General features: G+C 43.7%; 20 protein-coding genes. 13 read left to right on the plus strand and 7 right to left on the minus strand.

Annotation, left to right across the window (positions count from 1 at the left end):
* Positions 1-29 precede the first annotated feature (29 nt).
* From QNH28_RS11515 to QNH28_RS11550, 8 genes are all read left to right on the plus strand, one after another.
* Positions 30-767 carry a metallophosphoesterase family protein gene (locus tag QNH28_RS11515; RefSeq protein WP_283911481.1) on the plus strand — a complete coding sequence of 246 codons (738 nt, stop codon included), beginning with the start codon at positions 30-32 and terminating at the stop codon, positions 765-767.
* Positions 768-824: 57 nt separating this feature from the next.
* Positions 825-1,409 (plus strand): GNAT family N-acetyltransferase, encoded by a 585-nt coding sequence (locus tag QNH28_RS11520; RefSeq protein ID WP_283911482.1) that lies wholly within the window; start codon positions 825-827, stop codon positions 1,407-1,409.
* 18 nt (positions 1,410-1,427) lie between these two features.
* On the plus strand, positions 1,428-2,174 hold the full coding sequence (locus tag QNH28_RS11525; RefSeq protein ID WP_283911483.1) for a Type 1 glutamine amidotransferase-like domain-containing protein: 747 nt from the start codon (positions 1,428-1,430) through the stop codon (positions 2,172-2,174).
* The gene (locus tag QNH28_RS11530; RefSeq protein WP_283911484.1) at positions 2,171-2,536 is read left to right on the plus strand and encodes a hypothetical protein; all 366 of its coding nucleotides are present in this window, start codon (positions 2,171-2,173) and stop codon (positions 2,534-2,536) included. Before QNH28_RS11525 ends, QNH28_RS11530 begins: the two co-directional genes overlap by 4 nt.
* 30 nt (positions 2,537-2,566) lie before the next feature.
* Complete coding sequence (locus QNH28_RS11535; protein WP_283912122.1) at positions 2,567-2,905, plus strand: low molecular weight protein tyrosine phosphatase family protein; 339 nt, start codon at positions 2,567-2,569, stop codon at positions 2,903-2,905.
* Between the two features lie 143 nt (positions 2,906-3,048).
* Positions 3,049-3,924, plus strand: coding sequence for a VOC family protein (locus QNH28_RS11540; RefSeq protein WP_283911485.1), 876 nt, complete (start codon positions 3,049-3,051; stop codon positions 3,922-3,924).
* A gap of 105 nt (positions 3,925-4,029) precedes the next feature.
* A complete protein-coding gene (locus tag QNH28_RS11545) occupies positions 4,030-4,923 on the plus strand; it encodes a beta-1,6-N-acetylglucosaminyltransferase (protein ID WP_283911486.1) in 894 nt (297 codons plus the stop codon).
* Positions 4,924-4,945: 22 nt separating this feature from the next.
* Positions 4,946-5,581, plus strand: a complete 636-nt coding sequence (locus QNH28_RS11550) for an NAD(P)-dependent oxidoreductase (RefSeq protein WP_283911487.1) — start codon at positions 4,946-4,948, stop codon at positions 5,579-5,581.
* A gap of 76 nt (positions 5,582-5,657) precedes the next feature.
* Here QNH28_RS11550 and QNH28_RS11555 read toward each other — a convergent pair whose 3' ends face one another.
* Positions 5,658-6,413 (minus strand): MBL fold metallo-hydrolase, encoded by a 756-nt coding sequence (locus QNH28_RS11555; RefSeq protein ID WP_283911488.1) that lies wholly within the window; start codon positions 6,411-6,413, stop codon positions 5,658-5,660.
* Between the two features lie 254 nt (positions 6,414-6,667).
* On the opposite strand from QNH28_RS11555, the gene QNH28_RS11560 reads away from it, so the two are divergent.
* The 3 genes from QNH28_RS11560 to QNH28_RS11570 all read left to right on the plus strand — a co-directional run bounded on the left by QNH28_RS11560 (position 6,668) and on the right by QNH28_RS11570 (position 10,697).
* Positions 6,668-8,686: a Na+/H+ antiporter gene (locus QNH28_RS11560; protein ID WP_283911489.1), complete on the plus strand. Its 2,019-nt coding sequence runs from the start codon at positions 6,668-6,670 to the stop codon at positions 8,684-8,686.
* 132 nt (positions 8,687-8,818) lie between these two features.
* Complete coding sequence (locus tag QNH28_RS11565; protein WP_283911490.1) at positions 8,819-9,280, plus strand: DIP1984 family protein; 462 nt, start codon at positions 8,819-8,821, stop codon at positions 9,278-9,280.
* A 520-nt stretch (positions 9,281-9,800) separates the two neighbouring features.
* Positions 9,801-10,697: a DegV family protein gene (locus QNH28_RS11570; protein WP_283911491.1), complete on the plus strand. Its 897-nt coding sequence runs from the start codon at positions 9,801-9,803 to the stop codon at positions 10,695-10,697.
* Between the two features lie 91 nt (positions 10,698-10,788).
* Here the strand turns inward: QNH28_RS11570 and QNH28_RS11575 are convergent, their stop codons facing one another.
* The 5 genes from QNH28_RS11575 to QNH28_RS11595 all read right to left on the minus strand — a co-directional run bounded on the left by QNH28_RS11575 (position 10,789) and on the right by QNH28_RS11595 (position 16,147).
* Entirely contained in the window at positions 10,789-11,214 is a 426-nt protein-coding gene (locus QNH28_RS11575) for a threonine/serine exporter family protein (RefSeq protein ID WP_060622204.1), read from the minus strand.
* Positions 11,215-11,242: 28 nt separating this feature from the next.
* Complete coding sequence (locus QNH28_RS11580; RefSeq protein ID WP_283911492.1) at positions 11,243-12,007, minus strand: threonine/serine exporter family protein; 765 nt, start codon at positions 12,005-12,007, stop codon at positions 11,243-11,245.
* A 155-nt stretch (positions 12,008-12,162) separates the two neighbouring features.
* A complete protein-coding gene (locus QNH28_RS11585) occupies positions 12,163-13,425 on the minus strand; it encodes a DNA polymerase IV (RefSeq protein WP_283911493.1) in 1,263 nt (420 codons plus the stop codon).
* 80 nt (positions 13,426-13,505) lie between these two features.
* Complete coding sequence (locus QNH28_RS11590; protein WP_283912123.1) at positions 13,506-14,114, minus strand: YitT family protein; 609 nt, start codon at positions 14,112-14,114, stop codon at positions 13,506-13,508.
* A 1,166-nt stretch (positions 14,115-15,280) separates the two neighbouring features.
* Positions 15,281-16,147 carry a helix-turn-helix transcriptional regulator gene (locus QNH28_RS11595; protein ID WP_283911494.1) on the minus strand — a complete coding sequence of 289 codons (867 nt, stop codon included), beginning with the start codon at positions 16,145-16,147 and terminating at the stop codon, positions 15,281-15,283.
* A 166-nt stretch (positions 16,148-16,313) separates the two neighbouring features.
* Here QNH28_RS11595 and QNH28_RS11600 point away from each other — a divergent pair, with 166 nt between their 5' ends.
* Both QNH28_RS11600 and QNH28_RS11605 read left to right on the plus strand, forming a co-directional pair.
* Complete coding sequence (locus QNH28_RS11600; RefSeq protein ID WP_283911495.1) at positions 16,314-18,278, plus strand: glycoside hydrolase family 127 protein; 1,965 nt, start codon at positions 16,314-16,316, stop codon at positions 18,276-18,278.
* A 95-nt stretch (positions 18,279-18,373) separates the two neighbouring features.
* The gene (locus QNH28_RS11605) at positions 18,374-18,682 is read left to right on the plus strand and encodes a hypothetical protein (protein ID WP_283911496.1); all 309 of its coding nucleotides are present in this window, start codon (positions 18,374-18,376) and stop codon (positions 18,680-18,682) included.
* A gap of 89 nt (positions 18,683-18,771) precedes the next feature.
* Here the strand turns inward: QNH28_RS11605 and QNH28_RS11610 are convergent, their stop codons facing one another.
* Complete coding sequence (locus QNH28_RS11610) at positions 18,772-21,207, minus strand: glycoside hydrolase family 94 protein (RefSeq protein ID WP_283911497.1); 2,436 nt, start codon at positions 21,205-21,207, stop codon at positions 18,772-18,774.
* Positions 21,208-21,333: the final 126 nt, after the last annotated feature.

Below are 21,333 nucleotides of genomic sequence, written 5' to 3' on the forward strand. Positions count from 1 at the left end.
AAAAGATCAATTTATACGGAGGTTCTACAGTGGAACAAATCGCATTAATCTCAGATATTCATGGAAATATCCCGGCTTTAACAGCCGTATTAGATGATATTAAGCAGCGTGGAATTAGCAGGATATTTTGCCTAGGGGATATTGTTGGAAAAGGACCAAACTCCGATCTAGCCGTTGATATCATTAAGGAAAATTGTGAAATCAGTGTAATGGGAAACTGGGATGATTTAATGAATCAGGATGTTGATTTTGAAATGGCTCGGTGGAGTCGGAAATTGTTAGGTAAAGACCGTCTTGCTTATTTAGGTACATTACCGTTCTCGATTGAGTTTATGATGAGTGGTAAGTTTATTCGATTATTCCATGCTTCACCGCGGAGCTACTATGAACGGATTCAGCCCTGGGACGATTATGAGAAGCGACTGTCTATGTTTGGGTGTTCTGATCTCTGCCAAGAGAAGCGACAAGCGGATATCGTAGGTTATGGGGACATTCACAATGCTTTTATACAACATTTAGAAGGGAAGACTTTATTTAATGTAGGCAGTGTGGGGAATCCTCTTGATGTCACTCAGGCATCTTATGTGATTTTGGAGGGGGAATACGGAGGAGTGACAGAAGCTCCTTTGAATATACAATTTGTAAGAGTTCCTTATGATATTGAGTTAGCCATTCAACAAGCCATAGATGCGGTTATGCCAGCTACAGAGCCCTATATTCGAGAGCTTAGAACTGCGCAGTATAGAGGGAATGCCCGGGATAAATAATGAACTTTCGAACTGCAACGCTAATCCATGCCATCAAAAAGTAACGGAGGGAAAGAATTGAAGCTTAGTCATGTATTTGAGCAATTCCCTACTTTGGAAACCGAGCAGTTAACACTGAAAAAAATTGAAGATAGTAATCTTGAAGAGGTATTTGGCATTTATAGTAACGATCAAGTGTTTGAGTACTGCGGAATTATTCCGAAACATAATAAAGATACAGTAAAGAATATGATCGGACATTTCGAGCGTGATTTTAACAAAGGAGTAAGAGTGAAGTGGGGGATTTTCCGCAAAAATAATCCTTACATACTGCTAGGTATCATCGAAGCTATGGATTTTAATCAAAAGGTGGATATGGTCACGATCGGCTATTTTTTGGCGGAGACTTATTGGGGAAAAGGGATTGCAACTCAGGCCGTTCAAGCGGTGAAGAAATATTTATTTGAGACGGCAGAGGTCAATCGAATTCAAGCTGAGGTCATGCCTTTTAATGAGCGGTCTAAGCGTGTTCTTTTGAAAAGTGGCTTTATGAAAGAGGGAACGTTAAGGCAAGCTCATGTATGGTCAGGTAAAGGGCTCGTTGATTTGGACATTTACAGCATTCTAGCAGAGGAATACGGAAAGGGAGAAATCGAATCCTAGTGAAAGTAGGGGAGAGTTATGGGGACTATCGTGGTAATCGGTGGGGGAGAGCTAATCGATCTAGAAACGCTTGAAATGGATCGTGAAATTGTGAAGTTAACCCGAAAAGCTAATCCGAAAGCGTTATTTATTCCAACAGCTAGCAGTGATGCACCAGGTTATTGTGATACGTTCAACAAAGTGTACGGTGAGATTCTAGGATGTGAAACAAGTCATTTATTGCTTGTAAGCCAAAACTATACCCATGAAAACATTGCAGAGTTAATTATGTCGGCTGATCTGATTTATGTTGGTGGGGGCAATACCCGAAAAATGCTGGAAATTTGGAAAGATACCGGCGTAGATGCTCTTCTAAAAGAAGCTTACAACTCGGGGACTATTATGGCAGGTCTGAGTGCAGGTTCCATTTGCTGGTTTGAATATGGGCATAGTGACTCTGAAGCGTTCGATGACCAAGGGGAGTGGCAGTATATTAAGCTTGAAGCGATGGGGATTCTACCTGGCATTCATTGTCCACATTATAATGAGGATATTCGGGTTGAGGATTTTTCACGCATGGTTAAAGGTGGGGGTGTGACTGGAATCGCTGTAGATAATAACTGTGCCATCATCTACAAGGATAATGAATATAAGGTGATGTCAACCAGAGAAGAAGCCAAAGCCTATCGTGTGTTGGACTCTGAGCAAGGTGTTGTCGTTACGCCAATCGAAGAATATCCAAGCTACAGACCTCTTTATGAAGTGTATGGTGGAGGTGATCAATGAAGTCTAATCAAATCTCAATTATCGTGGCGAGTTTTATTCTAGGGATTTCATTTATTATTGGATGTTCAATAACTAATGGCGATAAAGAGTTGGAAGTTGATCAAGACCAGACTCCATCCATAGTAACGGCAGATAAGCTTTTGATGGATATTAAAGAGACGGCCTTATACTTAAATCTGACTGAAGCTCAGGTGATGAATATTATTACAACCGAGCATAGTAAGTTTGGTACTTTTCCTGGAACTCCTTTTCCTTATATAAATGTAGATAATAAATATCTTTTTAACAAAGACTTATTATCAAATTGGGTTGCGGAAGCCTCCTTAAATAGGAGAGTTTATCTGAATGGACAAACGAAATAAGGTTATACTCGGATAAGGAAGGTGCTCTCTATTAAACTACTGTTTGTCTGCAGCCAGAATCGCTGGCGGAGCTTAACTGCGGAGAAGATATTTCAAGGAATCGACGGTCATGAAGTGAGATCTGCTGGGACAGAGGAACATGCCAGAATAAAAATTTCTGAAGGGCATGTGGGCTGGGCAGATGTTATTTTTGTGATGGAGAAGAAGCATGTTCGAAGAATTCAAGATAAATTCAGAGATAGTGTAATCGGCAAAAGAATAATTTGTTTGAATATATCAGATGATTATAAGTATATGGATGAAGACTTAATTGGACTTCTTGAATCCAGTGTATCTGAATATTTACAGGAATGGCACTCCTTGGGATGAAGTGTTCTTATGAATCATGTTTGGCTGTGAATCAGTCAGCATGATTTTTTTTGTTGGTAATTGACAAACATATAGAAGGTAACTATACTAAAGATAGTTAATTTGTAACTGATTAAGTTACAGGAATGGTGGGAGGAAACATAATGACAACTAAAACAACACTTCATCCGGACGTAGAGATTGGTCTGGTGCAAATTAGAGTAAGTAATTTAGAGCGTTCGCTCACCTTTTATCAGAACGTGGTGGGGCTAAGTGTCTTACGGCAATCTGGCGGTGAGGTGGAAATGACTGCTGATGGTCAGAATGTGTTATTGATTCTGCGGGAGATTGAGAATGCAAGGGTGCTTCGTCCGAACTCTGTGGCTGGATTGTATCATTTTGCTATCCTTGTTCCGGATCGTCCGAGCTTGGGACTCGTAGTGCGCAATTTGATCGCTTCGGGAATTGAAGTGGGTCAGGGAGATCATTTGGTGAGTGAAGCGCTGTATATTCAGGACCCGGATAACAACGGAATTGAAATTTATCGAGATCGTCCTAGAGATACATGGAAGTATGATGCGGAAGGGCATGTAATGATGACAACGGACCCAGTGGATGTAGATGGATTGTTGGCGGCTTCTGAAGGTTTACAATGGAACGGGCTGCCAGCTGGAACGGTAATTGGACATGTACACTTTCATGTGGGCAATTTAACTAAGGCGAAGGAGTTCTACGTTGGTTTGCTTGGTTTTGATCTAGTAGCTAATTATGGCAGTGCGGCAATGTTTATCTCTGCAGGTGGGTATCATCACCACATTGGATTGAATGTTTGGGCGGGGCAAGGCGCACCTGTAGCACCTGCTGATGCAGTAGGAATTGATTATTTCACCTTACTTCTTCCGAATGAAGAGGAGCGTGCAGCTATAGTGGAGCGTGTTAAGCAGGCTGGTTATACCGTTGTAGAAGAGAATGGAGCCCCTACATTCAAAGATCCGTGGAACATTGGAATCAGACTTATAGTGAAAATTCATACGAAATAACTAATCTCCAACCGAATTCACCTTTATCTGGATAGAAAGAACTATCCATTTTCGTCCATTTATTTTATAATATTTGGAAAAAGATGGGCGGAAGGGTGAAGGTTGTTGGAATCATTTAAAATGGCGTATGTGATCCTTTGTCACAAAAATCCTGAGCAGATCAATATGCTAATCGATAGTTTAACTAATGACTCCGTCGAGTTTTTCCTACATGTCGATCAGAAAAGTGGTATTGAAGCTGACATTACTCACCGTAACGATATTCATCTTGTGAAAGAGCCTATTGATGTATGGTGGGGACATTACAGTCAGATTGAATGTATTTTGAAGTGTTTTGCGCTGATCAAAGAACATGGGAAATTCAATTATATTAACATCATAAGTGGTCAGGATCTGCCCTTAGCTTCCAACGAAGTTATTCTTGATTTCTTTAAGGAGAATCAGGGGAACGAATTTGTGAAATATCTGCAATTACCGAATGCTTCTGAAACGTGGGGATGTTATGAGAGGGTGTCCGTTTATTATCCTAGATTCCTGATCTCAAGAACTAGACGTATGGCAGCTATTAGGATGAGGTATATTAAAGTAGTAATGAGCGTTCCATTCTTGCAAAGAAGGTTGGGTGCTCTGCCAAAAGCTCTGTATAAAGGCTCGAACTGGATGTCCATTACAGGTGAATGTATGGAATTTATCATGGAGTTCATTTCTACTTCTCCGGAGTATGTTAGATTTTTTAAGAACACATTATGTGGAGATGAAATCTTCTTCCATACGATTATTTTGAATAGTGCGTTTAAGAACAATGTACAGAGTGAAATTAAGAGGTATACAGACTGGGAAACAGGACCGGATTATCCTCGAACACTAACGATAGAAGATTATGAACGGATCACTCATACGGGTTTAGAATGCTTTTGGGGGAGAAAGTTTGATCTCGATATCGACAGAACCATCGTTCAGGATCTTCTTGATATAAATACTAAAGTAAAAACATCGTAAACATATACAGGAGGACAAGCTTATGAAAATCGCAGTTGTTGGAGCAAGTGGAAAAGCCGGAAGCCGAATCACTCAGGAAGCGCTAGATAGAGGCCATGAAGTTACAGCCATTGTACGGGATGCATCGAAAATTGCAAAGAGTAAGGCAAAGGTCATCGAAAAGGATGTGTTTGCACTTACCCCGGAAGATTTGAAAGGTTTTGATGTTATTGTGAATGCTTTCGGAGCACCGTTTGGTCAAGAGCATCTGCATGTGGATGCCGGAAATGTACTTATTGAAGCATTGAAGGATGTTCCTAATACAAGATTGATTGTAGTTGGAGGCGCGGGAAGTCTGTATGTAGATGAAGCTAAAACGCTTAAAGTGGTGGATACCCCCGATTTCCCTGACTTTATCAAACCAACGGCTACGAATCAAGGAAAAAACCTGGAAATTCTGCAAGGTACAGACTCACTGTCTTGGACTTTCGTTAGTCCATCCGCCAATTTTGCAATTGGGACAAGAACGGGTTCTTATGTGAAAGGCAAAGATCATCTGCTTGTGAATTCCAAGGGCGAGAGCTATGTTAGTTATGAAGATTATGCGATTGCTATTGTAGACGAAATTGAACAGCCCCAGCATATTCGTGAACGGTTTACAGTTGTTTCGGAATTATAAGTGAGTATAACGAGTAGGGAATATATATATAAAAAGAAAGCAGAGCCAGATAAGGGCTCTGCTTTCTTGCATCTGTTTATTCTCTTGCTTCCGCAATTTCGGCAATCCGTTTATTTGCATTTCCGCGATAGATGCCGCCATGATAGCAAATGACCGTATCAATCTCATACTCGGCGAACTTCGTCAGAGAGGATAAAGCTAACTTCATGTCAGGCGTTGCCGAAGGAGTGGGGCCATGCAGCTCACCGCCTTGAACGGTTAGAGCATCCGCGGCAATTAGCGTACGGCTATCATGATGGTATAAACTCAGATGTCCTGGGCTATGGCCCGGCGTATGGATAACCGTAATGCCACCAGCAAAAGGCAGTATTTCCCCGTCTTCTAGGGTTTGATCTACTCTTCCTTTAGGGGGATGGGATAACACGGACAGGAAAGCTCGGCGCCATTCCTCTGGGACATGAGGGGGGATCATAGCTTCTGCCGCAGCTAAAGCTTCAGGGGTATGTTTAAGGAGCATTCGCTCTCCTTCAATATAAGGCTTCTCGACTTCGTGAGCTAGAACAGTCAGACCTAGACATTCTTCTGACAGTAGAGCAGGTAAGCTCCCGATATGATCTAAATCTTGATGTGTGATAATTATGGTACGTAGTTGTTCCCAAGGCACGTGGGCTTCTGTTAGAGCTTCTTTAAATTTTGGGAGCAGGCCCGGAAATCCAGTGTCGACGAGTACAGCAGAATTTTCATCCCAGAGCAGTGTGGGGTAAATGGTGTCATTTCCATCCATAACTTGTGCTGTAATTTCTAACATTTCTATTCCACTAGCAATATGCATAAGATCCCTCCGTGATTAGTGATAAGAGCGATGCCGTTAGGCTAATGCATATGATACTCAAAATAAGAATCTATTTCAATAGTTTAATTTATTATTATAACATAAATAAATATTTTTGTCAATATGATTCTGATGTATTTTTTGTGGAATTTCTAGGGGAGAATGATCGTTAAGATCATTCTTCGCTTGATTTTGCCCTCACCTAAAGCTTTGCGATATAATAATCAAATAAAAAAAATGGGAGCTGATACGGTTTGGAGACTTTTCTAGTTGTACTCGTCCTACTGGGGCTTATCGCAATATCCAACATCATTAACCGATTCATTCCCTCTGTACCGATACCGTTAATACAAATTGGTCTGGGTGTAATGGTTGTATTAATGCCTTTGGGAATACATATGACACTGGAACCAGAGCTGTTCTTCGTATTATTTATTGCTCCGCTTTTGTTCAATGATGGGAAGCGGACGCCAAGAAATGAATTATGGAACTTACGGGGTCCGATATTAATGCTAGCGCTGGGATTGGTTTTTGCTACTGTGCTTATTGCTGGTTATTCGATAAACTGGATGATTCCAACGATCCCGCTAGCCGCTGCATTTGCTCTGGCAGCGATTTTATCACCTACAGATGCGGTCGCGGTCAGCGCAATCGCTGGAAGGGTACATCTTCCTAAGAGTATTCATCGCATTCTAGAGGGCGAATCATTAATGAATGATGCCTCCGGACTTGTTGCTTTTAACTTTGCCATCGCTGCAGCAGTGACGGGTGTGTTTTCATTACCGAAAGCCTCCATTAGTTTTGTAGTTATTGCTGTAGGCGGGTTGATCGTCGGCGCATTACTGGCATTTCTTCTGATTCGGCTGAGCGTAATTATTCGCAGACTGGGGATGGAGGATATCACGGTACATGTACTTCTACAAATCCTAACCCCTTTTATTATCTATCTGATCAGTGAAGAGATCGGGGTATCTGGCATTTTGGCAGTGGTTGCAGGGGGGATTATTCATGCGGTGGAGAAGGACCGTGCTGTATCTCCGCAGTATAAGCTTCAACTGGTATCTGCTAGTACATGGTCTGTTCTGCTCTATATATTGAACGGTCTGGTCTTCCTTATTCTCGGCTTATCTATTCCAGACGTTATTGAAGTGATCTATCGTGATACGGCCGTGGATAATCTTATGGTAGTTGGTTATGTATTAGCCATTACTGTTCTGCTGTTTGTGTTGCGGTTTGTATGGGTGTATGTGTTCTCTATGGTGGGAGCTCGTCTGCGAAAAATGGAAAAATCGTCTGTTAAGTCACTATTAATCCTAACCATTTCAGGAGTACGTGGAGCGGTTACCTTAGCAGGTGCTTTTTCGATTCCCTTTTTTCTTGGGGATGGCTCGCCATTTCCTGAGCGTGATTTAATCATCTTTATCGCTGCAGGGGTTATTCTAATGTCGCTGCTGATCGCCAGTGTCTTTTTGCCAATTCTAGCAGGTAAAGAAGAGCCTGTTGCCGAATCAGGTGAGACAGAAGCCGAGCAGGCGGCCAAGTCTAAGGTTATTGCTGCCGGCTTAACTATGCTGCAAAGTATGATGACAGAAGAGAGCAAGGAATCTGCATTGCCTGCTTTGAGTGAATTTAGAGAAAAGGTTTATAGTTTAAACCGTGAGGACCAAGCGAATGATCCTGCACTCGAGGACTTCCGTCGACTGGGTGTTGAAGCAAGGATTGTGGGTCTGCAAGCCGAGCGTAAAGAACTGAACCGATTGCTGGAGAACAATGAAATTCCCGCCTCAGTGGCTCAGAAGCTGGAAGAATTCTTGAATCATAGTGAAGTTTTTCTAGCCAGAAGTCTGAATTCGCAAATCAGAATATCGATTACCGAGATTAGACGGCTGTTTGCGGGGATGTTCTCAGGACAGAATGAAGGGGAAGCTGGCCAACAAATGCTTGAGCAGGCTGAGTGTGCCAGAGAGGCGAAAATTGCTATGGCCCATGCAGCTATAACTGCTATTAATGCGTGTAAGAACGAGAATAACCGAAGGGCAGCCGAGAAGGTTGCATGCAGTTATGAACAGCTGATTTCACGCCTAGAGCAGGGGAAAGGCTGGACAAAGGATGGGCTTGTTGATGATCAAAAGCTTGAAATGAAGCTGAAAGCTATTCAAGAGCAGCGTGATAAGGTACAGCAGATGTACCAGGATGGAACCATTAACCGCAAGCTAGCAGCTAAATTACGCAAGTTCGTAGATCATTTGGAGACATCGATTTGGGAGGATTAGCTGTGCTGAACACCACGGTATCTTCTCACACAGATGAAATATTTGAAACCAGCTTATGTGGGTAAAAGAATAGGACAGCATGCATTACGCTTTATTCGCCAGCTATCAGAAAATCTTAGGGGGAATTCAGATATGAAACTCGCGGAAGCGTTAGTGAATCGAAGTGATCTAACCCGTAAAATCGCTCAGCTAAAACAGCGGCTGGAGCGAGTTGTTAAAGTTCAAGAGGGTGAGGAGCCGGCTGAACAACCTGAAGCACTTTTGCAGGAGCTAGAAAGAGCAGTTAATGAACAGACGATTTTGATCCGAGCGATTAATCGTACGAATTCATCCGTGGCTTTCAATGAGAATTGGAGTATTGCCGATGCGCTAGCGGAACGGGACAAAATGTTACAGCTACGGAAGCTGTTTAGCGATTTGCTCGAACAGGCTTCCATCACTCAGGATCGTTACAGTCGCTCGGAGGTTCGTTTTCAGAGAACGGTGGATGTCGCTCAGATTCAGAAGCAGATGGATGAGCTGTCCAAGTCTTACCGCGAGTTGGATTTTAAGATTCAGGAGAAGAACTGGACGGTACCCTTGACTACACCGTAAAAGATTTACCACAGCAGAAGGTAACTGATCTTCATAAAGGTGAACGCAGCCCGCCAACAGGGGAAGTTGGAAAATCGACAGATGCCGGGCCATATCTGACCAAATTATAATTTAGCCCCGTACTGTTACAAATGTAAAGTGTACCTATTAATGTAACTACCGCGCGTTGATTTATGGAAGAACAGTGAGGGTGGGGACGGGGATATTTTTGCTGTGTTTTACCTTTTTCATAACATGAAGTAGCGCTATTAGGATAGGTATATTCGTCATATATAATGTGAAAAAATGTCGAATAATGTTGAATTAAATGGATTAAAATTTGCACGAACGGCCTGTTTTGCCTATATTTACGCTTGTTATCCTGTATAATTTACGAATACGCGGAGTCCTTAACCGCTGTTCAATTCTTAAGTTGATTATTCAGGGTGAGCGTGTGATTCACTGGTCGTAAATTAGTGGCCCTTGTCTCCTCATTCATTCTACTATTCCTTTTTATGAGAGAGAGAAGTGACAAATGACCATGAAATCAATTGCCTGGGTAACCGACAGTACAAGTATCATAGATCCGGAGTTCGCTAAGAATAATCATGTGTATATTATTCCGTTACGGATTATTATCAACAACGAATGTTATAAAGAAAATATAGATATTACGATCGATGACTTCTATGAGAAAATGCGCGAGCATGAAAAGGTAGGCAGCTCACAGCCTCCAATCGGTGAGTTTATCGAGCTATACGAACGGTTGAAGGAAGAGTACGATGAGATTATCGCTGTACATCTATCTTCAGAGCTCAGCGGCACGTACAATGCTTCGATGCAAGGCGCCGAAATAGCAGAGGCCAATGTGATTGGAATTGATGCGAAGGTAGGCGCTTATCCGATCCGAGAAATGATCATGCGCGGTATACATTGGCAGAAGAAGGGCTTTTCTGGACTAGAAATTAAAGCGAAGATTGAAAATATTATTGAGAATATGTCCTTTTACTTAATTCCTGCAAGTTTGACACAGCTTCATCGCAGTGGACGTGTTTCTGGATCACAATTTGTGCTTAGCCAATTGCTGCGCATAAACTTGCTGCTTCGTTTTGACGAAGGGAAGGTCGTTGTTGTGGAGAAAATTCGGACGATGAAGAAGACACAACAGGCGCTTTTGGAGATATTTAAGCAGGATGTAGGACTTGTTAACGATGTATGTATCATGCATTCTAATAATTTAGAGATGGCACTCAAGCTGGAAGAGGACATCAAAGCAATGGCGCCTGACTTACGTACAGAGATTATGACATATATTCCTGCTGTGGCTGTTCATGCGGGTGAGGGTACTGTAGGGCTGTCCTGGATCAAGAACACTAGCATCAATAGTATTCTTCCGGACGCTACGCCTGTAGCCTTCCCTGAAGCAGTATTTGCATAGAGATGAATCAACAAAGAAATCGCTCCTTGGGAGATGGATGGGTGACCACCATTGTACCAAGGGGCGATTTCTTTTTTTTAAAAGTAGATTGTTATTTGATTGCACGACGCCGGAACATTTGTCCAATTACATCACTTAGCACGAGTCCAGCTGCAATGGCTCCAGAGAGCATTAATGCCCGAACAGCGATTTCTACAGCCAAAGTATAGTCTTCTTCCACAAATTTACGCATAGCATCGTAAGCGAGACCACCCGGAACAAGCGGGATAATACCACCTACACTAAAAATAATAACCGGCATTTTGAAGGATCGTGCAAAAAATTGGCTGACGATGCCCACTATTACACTAGCTGCAAATGTAGCTACTACAGGCCCGAACTCTACATCAAGCAGCACATACACCATCCAGCCCACCATTCCGGCAAAACCACACTGCAGTAGTGAGCGCTTAGGCGCATTAAATAGAATACAGAAGGTTGCCGCGGCGATAAAACTGGTTATAAGTTGCAAAATCATGAAGGGCTAACCTCTTTCACATGGAAAATTAAAATAGTGATAGTACAAGCCCGATACCTGTACCGATTGCAAAAGCAGTTAGAAAGGCATCGGCTCCTTTGGATATGCCTGACACCAGATGACCGGCCATCAGATCACGAACGGCATTAGTAATGAGTAGACCGGGTACTAGAGGCATAACGGAGCCGATAATGATTTTGTCCATTTCTTGGCCTATTCCCAGCTTTACAGAATAGAAGGCTAGAAGTCCGATCAGGAAGGATGCAGAAAACTCTGCAAAGAATCTAGTCTGCACTAAACGATGCAGATAGATGACCGCAGCGAAACCCAAACCGGAAATGGGCAAGGCAGGGAGAGCATCCCATAAACTGCCCTTAAACATAACTGTGAAGCAGGCACCAGTGAAGGCGGCTGCTAAGATCTGCAGCCATACGGGATAGACATGTGAGGCTTCATCAACTTCTCCTAATCTTGCACGAGCTTCCTCAGCTGTAATCTGACGTTCGCTCAGACGCCGAGAAATATCATTGACCTCCGATACCTTCTGCAGATCCGTTGTTCGCTCCGCAATTCTGTATAACTTAACAGGTTCTATTCTATTTGTGGTGAACATTATAACGGTTGGTGTAACATAACTATGTGCCCCCGGGAACCCGAGAGATCCAGCCATTCGCGTCATCGTATCTTCAACTCTGGATGTTTCTGCACCATTCTGCAGCATGATCTTGCCAGCTAGAAGACAGAGATCAACAATTTCATAATAGGTAGTGTTAGTGTTGCTCGTGCTCTCCAACTTCTCCGGTCCTCCTCTGAATGTGAGTATCTATGTTTACATATTTCGATTGTCGCTTCATCTACGTGAAAATAACAACCCCAATATAGCATTATAAACGATATGGTGTGTATTTTAATATAGTTTACAAATAAAAATGTATAAGCATGCACTATTTATTTATAGTGTCCGCCGATCTTTCCGGATCTGTCCTTAAGCTGCCCGGCATCTGTGAAAGAAGCTGCTCGCCCGATGATTGTCTCCCCGTATTTATTCTTGAGCGCATCGGTGGCCCGTTCGAGTTCACGATAGCGAGGGCGAGACTCAAAAAGTGTTAGCTGGTACTGGCTTTCGTCAGATAGATTGGACAAGCTTAAGTGGATTCTACGTACAGGCTGACCGTCCCAGTGTAGATTGAAGAGAGAAAGAGCAGCCTCATATACCAGCAGGGTGGCATTTGTAGGATCGCTCATTGTAGTCTGTCTTGAGAAGCCTGTGGGGTCATCAAAGCTGGCACCTTGGCAGCCAACAGACACGACTGCACCATGCACATTCAATTTGCGGCAACGTCTGCACACAAGCTCAGACAGCTCAAGAATGATGGTCTTAATATCTTGCAGCTTATAGTAATCCCGTGGTAGCGTCATTTGGTGCCCAACACTCTTGGGTGCGACTTCATAGGTGCTTGGGCTCACAGGGCTGTCATCGATGCCATTGGCTATCCGCCAATATAGCTCAGCGTCGATATCACATTTTTTGTGGAATTTCTCCCGCATGCGCCATTTCAGCTCGCTTAGCGGCATCTGTGCCAAATGGCCAATTGTCGTGATGCCCATACTTTGGAAGTGGGCGGACATACGGCGGCCTACCATGAACAGCTCGCTAATGGGGAGGGGCCAGAGTAAATTTGGAAGCTCCTCGTGAGTGAGGGTGAATATACCATCCACGTTCTTCTTGGCCCACAGGTCGCAGGCCATTTTGGCGGTAACCTTAGAATATCCGATACCGATGCGTGCACGCACGCCTGTACTTTTACGGATCAGATCCTGAATGGCGATAGCTATCTCCCTTGGACTGCCGAATAAGCTGAGGCTACCGCTGACATCAATAAACTGCTCATCAATAGAATAGGGTTCTACCTGGTCACTGAATTTGCGTAGAATGTCCGTGATTTGGGAGGAGACATCGATATATTGCTGCATATGTGGTCTGACCACGATGACTTCGGGGCATTTTGCCAGCGCTTCCTTCAACGTCTCGGCGGTAGTTATGCCAAATGATTTGGCTAAAGGACAGGCAGCCAACACAATACCGCTCCGTCTAGCCGGGTCTCCTGCGACGATAAGCGGCTTGTTGCTATACTGCGGATTAGAGGCTTTCTCCACGGAGGCATAGAAGCTTTGGCAATCAGATAGCATAATGACACGCTCTTTATTCATAGATTCACACGCTCCAGGTGAGGTAGAGATACGTAAGATTTTTTTCCTTTATTATAATACGAACATATGATCGTGTATATTCATATTTTTTTCCATTTACTTTGAGTTTCAAGGGTGCACAGACCCGTAGCCACCCCCCCAGAGACAATCGTGAGGATGGAGTGGAAGAAGGTTTCCTTGGAAATCAGGAGTCCCCCCGCGCCGATAATCATAAAGTCTGTCAAAAAAATAATGAATCCAAGGTTCAGCGGGACATACTTTTTTATAAATTGAGCGAGCAGATCGGTGCCACCCGTACTTGCTTTAAACCGCAGCATAATCCCAAGACCCGTTCCCATTAAAAAACCGCCAATAATGGCGCTAGAAATGGAACCGAACTCAAAATAATATAGAAAGTGATATTGTAGAGGACCGAGAAGCTCGATCAGAAATGATGAGACCAATAGACCGAGTACACTGTTGTAAAAGATATCGCGTTCCTTTAGCCAAGCGAGCAGGAAGATAGGGAAACTGCAGAGAATTATAGCTACGCCAATTTTAGCGTCGGATAAATAATTGATAATGAGGGCTATCCCTATTATTCCCCCATCGAGGATTTTATATGGTACGAGAAAAAAATTAGTTCCCGCAGCAACGAGTAAGCTTCCTAAAAGAATGATAAGGTATCTTAATGGCCGCATATTTAACATCTCCACATTAAAGGCATGTCTATAAATATGCTTGTCACTTCCAAAAAATTGCAGTTGAACAAAAAAACCTGATTGTAAATCAGGCTTGAAGATTCTTATGTTACATAGTGTGTGAGGGATCGCGTCCCTAACTCTGAAAAGAAACCAAGTAACTCGCTGCACAGATGTCATGCGGACACAGGGGACGTTATTCCAAAGATTTGAGTCATTTTTTCGACCTATCAGACTCAGTTGCAGCTATTCGCATAAAAGTAGCCCAATAACGAGCAAATCAGGGGCAATAAGTGCTATACAGTCCGAAACTGGCGCAAAATGAGCTGAAAATTGAAATAGCTGCAAAGGGGTCTGCAACTACGGCATAACCCAATAGACCAATAGACAATTAGACCAAAGCTCAAAATGACTCCCAAAAAACTCCAAAAATACATCAGACCCCCAAAAATAGTTGTAATCCGGTCCGCAACGCTCGATATTTACCAAGTAACTCGTGGTACAGACCTCTGCGGACACAGGGGATCTTATTTCGAAGATTTAGGGTGTTTTTTCGATCTATCGGACTCAGTTGCAGCTATTCCCATAAATGTAGCCCAATATCGAGTAAATCAGGGGCAATAAGTGCTATACAGTCCGAAACTGGCGCAAAATAGGCCGAAAATCAAAAATAGCTGCAATGGGGTCCGCAACGCTCGATATTTACCAAGTAACTCGTGGTACAGACCTCTGCGGACACAGGGGATCTTATTTCGAAGATTTAGGGTGTTTTTTCGATCTATTGGACTCAGTTGCAGCTATTCGCATAAAAGTAGCCCAATATCGAGCAAATCAGGGGCAATAAGTGCTATACAGTCCAAAACTGGCGCAAAAAAGGCTGAAAATCAAAAATAGCTGCAATGGGGTCCGAACACGCGCGTTGGTTACCAAGTAACTCGTCGCTCAGATGTCATGCGGACCCATGAGACGTTATTCCGAAGATATGAGTCATTTTTTTCGATCTATCGGACTCAATTGCAGCTATTCCCATAAAAGTAGCCCAATAACGAGTAAATTAGGGGCAATAAGTGCTATAAAGTCCGAAACTGCCGCAAAATGGGCCGGAAATCAAAAATAGCTGCAATAGGGTCCGCAACTTGTATTAGATACAAAGTACGCAAGACCAAGTAGTCCGCTTAACGGGAGTAACGCTTGCGGAAGCGAAGCGGAGAGATTCCAATCTGCTGAGTAAACCGACGCGAGAAGTAGGCGGTGCTCTCGAAGCCGGTACGTTCTGCGATTCCAGCTATAGAGAGTTCTGTCTTAAGCAGCAATAGCTTGGCCTGTTCCAAACGGTAATCCGTCAAATACTCCATCGGAGTCAGTCCATATACTCGTTTCATGCAGCGAGTAAGGTAGTTATAGTGAAAATGCAGCGCATTCGCCAAGGAGGTATTGGAGAGAGGCTCCGCATAATGATTGCGGATGTAAGTTTCCGTCTGCTCGGCGATTTCCACCGCATGACTTTCTGAAGTATCATGCTGTGCTAAATCCATTATCCGCAGCATTTCTTCAAATATCCGTTGCTGCTGCCAAACTGCGCTGGAACGCCGATCCGTAGACAGCTGCAACAGAATCTCGGCTTGTCCCTTAAGTTCAAAGGGGTCAGGTAGGGGAGCAAACTGTGGCACTCGAATGGTATACGGATGAGTAAGAAACTCCCGAAAATGTGTTTCACGGTTAATATACACGGGTTCACCCTCGGAGCTGGACCAATCTGCAAGGGTATGAAAATGAATCCATATGAATGAAGTAATCTCTTCGCATGGCATAACGGAATAATGATAGCGATTGGGCAGCAGGAGCAGTGTATGTCCAGCCGAAACCTCCCATTGATTATTCTCCTCACCGATAAATAAACATCCCTGTTCTACAATAAGTAGATCAAATACACCAATATGGCTTCTATTCGGATGCTGATCTCCGGGTTGATAAACCGTGCGATTGCATTCGAGAAAATAAGGAAATGGCGGCGCAGCGAAATGTATAAATGAAGGGCCCATTATGTATTATCGCTCCTTTTTATATTGGTTCCAACTTGAATTATTCTTCGGAGTTCGAGTGTGAAATAGTACAAAAAAGGGGTTGCTTCTGATCGTATTTTTTATCTATTCTACCCTCTATAATTGTAATTAGCGAGTATAAAATAAGGCTGAGGGGAAGATGAAGATGAACAAAACAATCCAGGATCAGCAAGTTGTAAAAGATCAAACCGTTAACATTAAGGATGATTTTTGGGGTGAATACATTAGGCTGGTACAGGATGTTGTAATCCCGTATCAATATGAGGCATTGCACGACAAAGCACCGGGAGCTGAGCCCAGTCATGCCATTGCTAACTTTGAGATTGCTGCGGGCCGGAAGAAAGGCGAATTTTATGGTTGGGTTTTTCAAGACAGTGATGTGGCCAAGTGGCTGGAGGCCGTCGGTTATTCTTTAAGCATCAAAAGGGATTCCGAGCTGGAGCGTCAGGCGGATGAAGTGATTGACCTCGTTGGAGAAGCGCAGCAGGAAGACGGCTACTTAAATACTTATTTTACGATAAAAGAACCGGGCAAACGCTGGACCAATCTGAACGATTGCCACGAGCTCTATTGTGCTGGGCATTTCATTGAGGCCGCCGTTTCTTATTACGAAGCTACCGGCAAAAGAAAACTGCTCGACATCATGTGCCGAATGGTTGATCATATTGATTCTGTGTTTGGACCGGAAGAAGGAAAAATACGTGGATATGACGGGCATCAGGAGATTGAACTCGCGCTCGTTAAGCTGTATCGGCTCACAGGTGAAGAACGTTATTTGAAGCTGAGCAGCTTTTTTATTAATGAGCGAGGCCAGCAACCGAATTTCTTAAAGGAACAATGGAATAATCTGGGGAACATTAATTTTTTCACAGGTCAGAAAGAGAATTTGGATTTAAAATATTACCAAAGTCATCTTCCAGTAAGAGAGCAGGAGGTTGCCGTAGGTCATGCTGTGCGTGCAGTTTATATGTATACTGCTATGGCGGATCTAGCTGCTATTACAGGAGATGAGTCACTTCGCGAGGCATGCGAGAGACTGTGGAATAACATTACAAACAAGCAAATGTACATTACTGGCGGGATCGGTTCTACACATCGAGGGGAGGCATTCACCTTTGATTATGATCTGCCTAACGATTCGGTGTACGCAGAGACTTGTGCCTCTATTGGGCTGATCTTTTTTGCACAGCGTATGCTGAAAATATCACCGGATGCACGTTATGCCGATGTCATGGAGCGGGCGCTTTATAACAATGTGCTGGGCTCAATGGCACAGGATGGCAAGCACTATTTTTATGTGAATCCACTGGAAGTATGGCCTCAGGCGTGCAGCTGCAACCCGGATAAACATCATGTGAAGTCCGAGCGTCAAGGCTGGTTTGGCTGCGCCTGCTGTCCTCCGAATGTGGCACGTCTGCTGACTTCGCTCAATCAATATATTTATACGATCCATGGTGATACACTCTACACACATTTGTATATTGGCAGTGAGTTGACCACAAAGCTGGGTGGAACGGAGGTCGCGATACAACACGAGAGTAACTATCCATGGGAAGGTACAGTCTTGATGAAGATTAATCCTGCAGCGGAAGCTGAGTTTGGGATTGCCTTGCGGATTCCATCGTGGAGTGAAGGTATGGAGATCAGAGTCAATGGTGAGGCCTTGAATACTGCTGAGAACATTGAGCAGGGATATCTCGTTATTCGGAGACTGTGGAGCGCTGGAGATATAATCGAAGTGCATGACCCTATGGAGGCACATCGTATCTACGCACATCCAAATTTGCGTGCAGATGCTCAAAAAGTATCGATTCAGCGCGGACCGCTTGTGTATTGCCTTGAAAGTACCGATAATGGGGAGCCTTTAAGCTCTATCTCTTTAAAAGAAGACGGTGAATTCACTGCGGCTTTTGATGAGACTTTACTTGGTGGCGCTGTTGTTATCGAGGCGGATGGACTGCGTGTAGATCAAGAGAGCTGGAATGGTGGACTTTACAGCAGAGAGAAAGCATCCCTTCAACCCGTTAAGGTTAGAGCGGTTCCATATTACTTATGGGGAAACCGTGGTAGTGGTGAAATGAAGGTTTGGATTTCAGAAACTAGTATGTAAGGTTTAGGATAGCTGGGATTTACGCTTTATTGTATGCTATATTTGATCGGGACAAGGTAGCTGATTATTTTACAGAAAATATTGGAGGCATCACAATGAGCAAACGTTATCGAATCACAAGAGCTATGCAAAATGATGGAGGGTCAGCACAAACGATATCTTTAGAAGAGTGCAAGCAGTATTTCGCGTCCAAACCTGATTTCACCTATACATCAGTTTATACAGTAGTAGGCGCCACTACGATGACCATTGAGGGAGATTTCTTTATGTGGAGCTTTGGCGAGGCTACAATCCCATTTCGGCATTATCAAGGTGATATTTATGTTTCTGGCGCCAATGAAGCAGTGATTCCGAGAATGCTTGAGGTTGCGAGTGATTTAAGAGCAGATGTTGTGGAAGGGTAAAAAAAGATAACTCCTGGAGAATTTAGAAGTTATCTATCGTTAATTATAGATCCGCCCAATCGTTCAAGTGAACGGTTGGGCGGATTTTTTTAACCCAGTACTACAACTACTTGGTGTACAGCACCATCTCCAACAGGAGCGATGATGTTACCTTCTACAGCTGCGCCATCCAGGGTAAGACTAGCTACACCTTTGGATACATGGTTCGGGTTCTTGATTTGAATCACGTAAGTATCTCCACGGAAGACACGTGTAATTTCAAAGCTGTCCCACTCTGTAGGAATACAAGGATCGATCTTCAGACCATTGAAATCGGCTTGAATACCAAGGATAGATTGTGTAATGGCTACATAGTTCCAAGCCGCAGTACCAGTCAACCAGGAGTTTTTAGCTTCCCCGTGACGAACGGCATCTTTACCTGCGATCATTTGGGAATAGACATAAGGCTCTGTGCGGTGAATTTCGCTGATATCCTCCAGGTAAGCAGGAGCGATTTTAGCGTAAATTTCAAACGCTCTGTCGCCATGTCCAAGTACAGTTTCAGCGATCATAATCCAAGGGTTGTTGTGGCAGAAAATACCCGCATTTTCTTTGTAGCCCGGAGGGTACGTAGAAATTTCACCAAGATTCAGATAGTACTTGGAATACGGTGGTTGTTGCAATACGATACCGTATTTAGTGTCCAAGTGCTCTTGAACAGAGGACAGCGCTTTTTCAGCTTGACCATCTTCCACACCGATACCAGCCATAACACAGATGCCTTGTGGCTCGATGAAGATTTTGCCTTCTTCGTTTTCTTTGGAACCGATCTTGTCGCCATAGTGGTCATAAGCGCGCAGGAACCAATCGCCATCGAAGCCGTGCGTCAATGTGATTTCACGCATGTTGTCAATCTTAGCTTCAGCATCCACTGCTACATCGTTAAGTCCGCGCATCCGGCAGATTTCAGCATAGTCCGGACCAACGAAGACGAACAGACCCGCGATAAATACGGATTCCGCAACGCGGCCTTCAATGTTGGCAGTCGTTTGGAAAGATTCGCCTGGTTCTGTAGAGAAGCAGTTCAAGTTCAAGCAGTCATTCCAGTCTGCGCGGCCGATCAGCGGCAAGCCGTGAGGTCCGAGATTGTTAGTTACATGCTCGAAGGAAAGTTTCAAGTGCTCAAACAGCGTAGCGGTGTTATTCGGATCGCTGTCAAAAGGAACCTGCTCATCAAGAATCGAAGTATCACCAGTTTCTTTAATGTAAGCCGCCGTTCCTAGGATTAACCAAAGCGGATCATCGTTAAAGCCGGTGCCGACTTCGTTGTTACCTTTTTTAGTGAGCGGTTGGTATTGGTGATAAGCACTGCCATCTTCAAATTGTGTAGCAGCGATATCGAGAATACGTTCTTTAGCACGTTCAGGGATTTGGTGCACAAATCCGAGCAAGTCTTGGTTAGAGTCACGGAAGCCCATACCACGGCCAATACCGGATTCAAAGTAGGAAGCTGAGCGGGACATGTTAAAGGTAACCATACATTGATATGGATTCCAGATGTTAACCATGCGATCCAGTTTCTCGTCGCCACTTTGGATTTGATATTTGGACAGCAGGTTATCCCAGTGAGCAGCAAGTGCAGCGAGTGCAGCATCTACTTGAGCGTCTGTAGCAAATTGCGCGATCATAGCTTCTGCTGGTTTTTTGTTGATTACGTTCAGGGATTCCCATTTATCTTCTTCAGGGTTCTCGATGTAGCCGAGTACAAAGATGAAGCTTTGTTCTTCGCCTGGTTCAAGCGTAATGTTCAGTGCGTGTGATCCGATAGGGGACCAGCCGCTAGCTAAGGAGTTAGTAGGTTCACCTGCAACTACAGCTTGCGGGCTTTCCAGACCGTTGTACATGCCTACGAAAGCTTCACGGTCAGTATCGAATCCGGCGATTTCTTTATTTACAGAGTAGAAAGCGTAGTGATTTCTGCGCTCACGGTATTCAGTTTTGTGATAGATAACGGAATCCTTCACTTCAACCTCACCGGTACTGAGATTGCGTTGGAAGTTGGTCATATCATCTTGTGCATTCCAGAGACAGAACTCGGCAAAAGAGAACAGTTTCACAGTTTTTTTAGCGGAGCTAGTGTTCTTCACTACAAGACGATGTACTTCAGCATTATGACCCATAGGTACAAAAGCAAGCTGGTTCACAGAAATTCCGTTCCGTTCGCCAGTAATGGAAGTGTAGCCAAGACCATGACGGCATTCGTAGAAGTCTAGATCACGTTTTACTGGCATCCAGCCTGGGGTCCAGAAATCACCATCGTCATAAAGATAGTAGTAGCGGCCGCCAGTATCCAGTGGGATATTGTTATAACGGTAGCGGGTCAATCTTCTGAGACGAGCGTCTCTATAGAAGGTGTAACCACCAGCTGTATTAGAAATAAGTCCGAAAAATTGCTCGTTACCGAGATAGTTAATCCAAGGGTAAGGTGTTTTTGGGGTGTTAATTACATACTCTTTACGAGTGTCGTCAAAGGTTCCGAATTTCATGTGAGAAAGTCTCCTTTCGATTGTGAACGCGCGTTTATAAGTTTCAGAAAAAATTCCCTCGAGGGAAGGGAGTTTTTTCAATGCTTTTAAGCAGGACAATTAAAGCAGTAGGTTCGATACCGAATC

Source organism: Paenibacillus sp. G2S3 (genome assembly GCF_030123105.1).
Lineage (GTDB): Bacteria > Bacillota > Bacilli > Paenibacillales > Paenibacillaceae > Paenibacillus_AQ.

Coding starts and splice junctions, on each gene's coding strand:
- QNH28_RS11525 (WP_283911483.1), top strand. CDS start 1,428: ATGGGGACTATCGTGGTAATCGGTGGGGGAGAGCTAATCGATCTAGAA.
- QNH28_RS11530 (WP_283911484.1), top strand. CDS start 2,171: ATGAAGTCTAATCAAATCTCAATTATCGTGGCGAGTTTTATTCTAGGG.
- QNH28_RS11540 (WP_283911485.1), top strand. CDS start 3,049: ATGACAACTAAAACAACACTTCATCCGGACGTAGAGATTGGTCTGGTG.
- QNH28_RS11550 (WP_283911487.1), top strand. CDS start 4,946: ATGAAAATCGCAGTTGTTGGAGCAAGTGGAAAAGCCGGAAGCCGAATC.
- QNH28_RS11555 (WP_283911488.1), bottom strand. CDS start 6,413: ATGCATATTGCTAGTGGAATAGAAATGTTAGAAATTACAGCACAAGTT.
- QNH28_RS11565 (WP_283911490.1), top strand. CDS start 8,819: ATGAAACTCGCGGAAGCGTTAGTGAATCGAAGTGATCTAACCCGTAAA.
- QNH28_RS11570 (WP_283911491.1), top strand. CDS start 9,801: ATGAAATCAATTGCCTGGGTAACCGACAGTACAAGTATCATAGATCCG.
- QNH28_RS11575 (WP_060622204.1), bottom strand. CDS start 11,214: ATGATTTTGCAACTTATAACCAGTTTTATCGCCGCGGCAACCTTCTGT.
- QNH28_RS11585 (WP_283911493.1), bottom strand. CDS start 13,425: ATGAATAAAGAGCGTGTCATTATGCTATCTGATTGCCAAAGCTTCTAT.
- QNH28_RS11590 (WP_283912123.1), bottom strand. CDS start 14,114: ATGTTAAATATGCGGCCATTAAGATACCTTATCATTCTTTTAGGAAGC.
- QNH28_RS11595 (WP_283911494.1), bottom strand. CDS start 16,147: ATGGGCCCTTCATTTATACATTTCGCTGCGCCGCCATTTCCTTATTTT.
- QNH28_RS11600 (WP_283911495.1), top strand. CDS start 16,314: ATGAACAAAACAATCCAGGATCAGCAAGTTGTAAAAGATCAAACCGTT.
- QNH28_RS11605 (WP_283911496.1), top strand. CDS start 18,374: ATGAGCAAACGTTATCGAATCACAAGAGCTATGCAAAATGATGGAGGG.
- QNH28_RS11610 (WP_283911497.1), bottom strand. CDS start 21,207: ATGAAATTCGGAACCTTTGACGACACTCGTAAAGAGTATGTAATTAAC.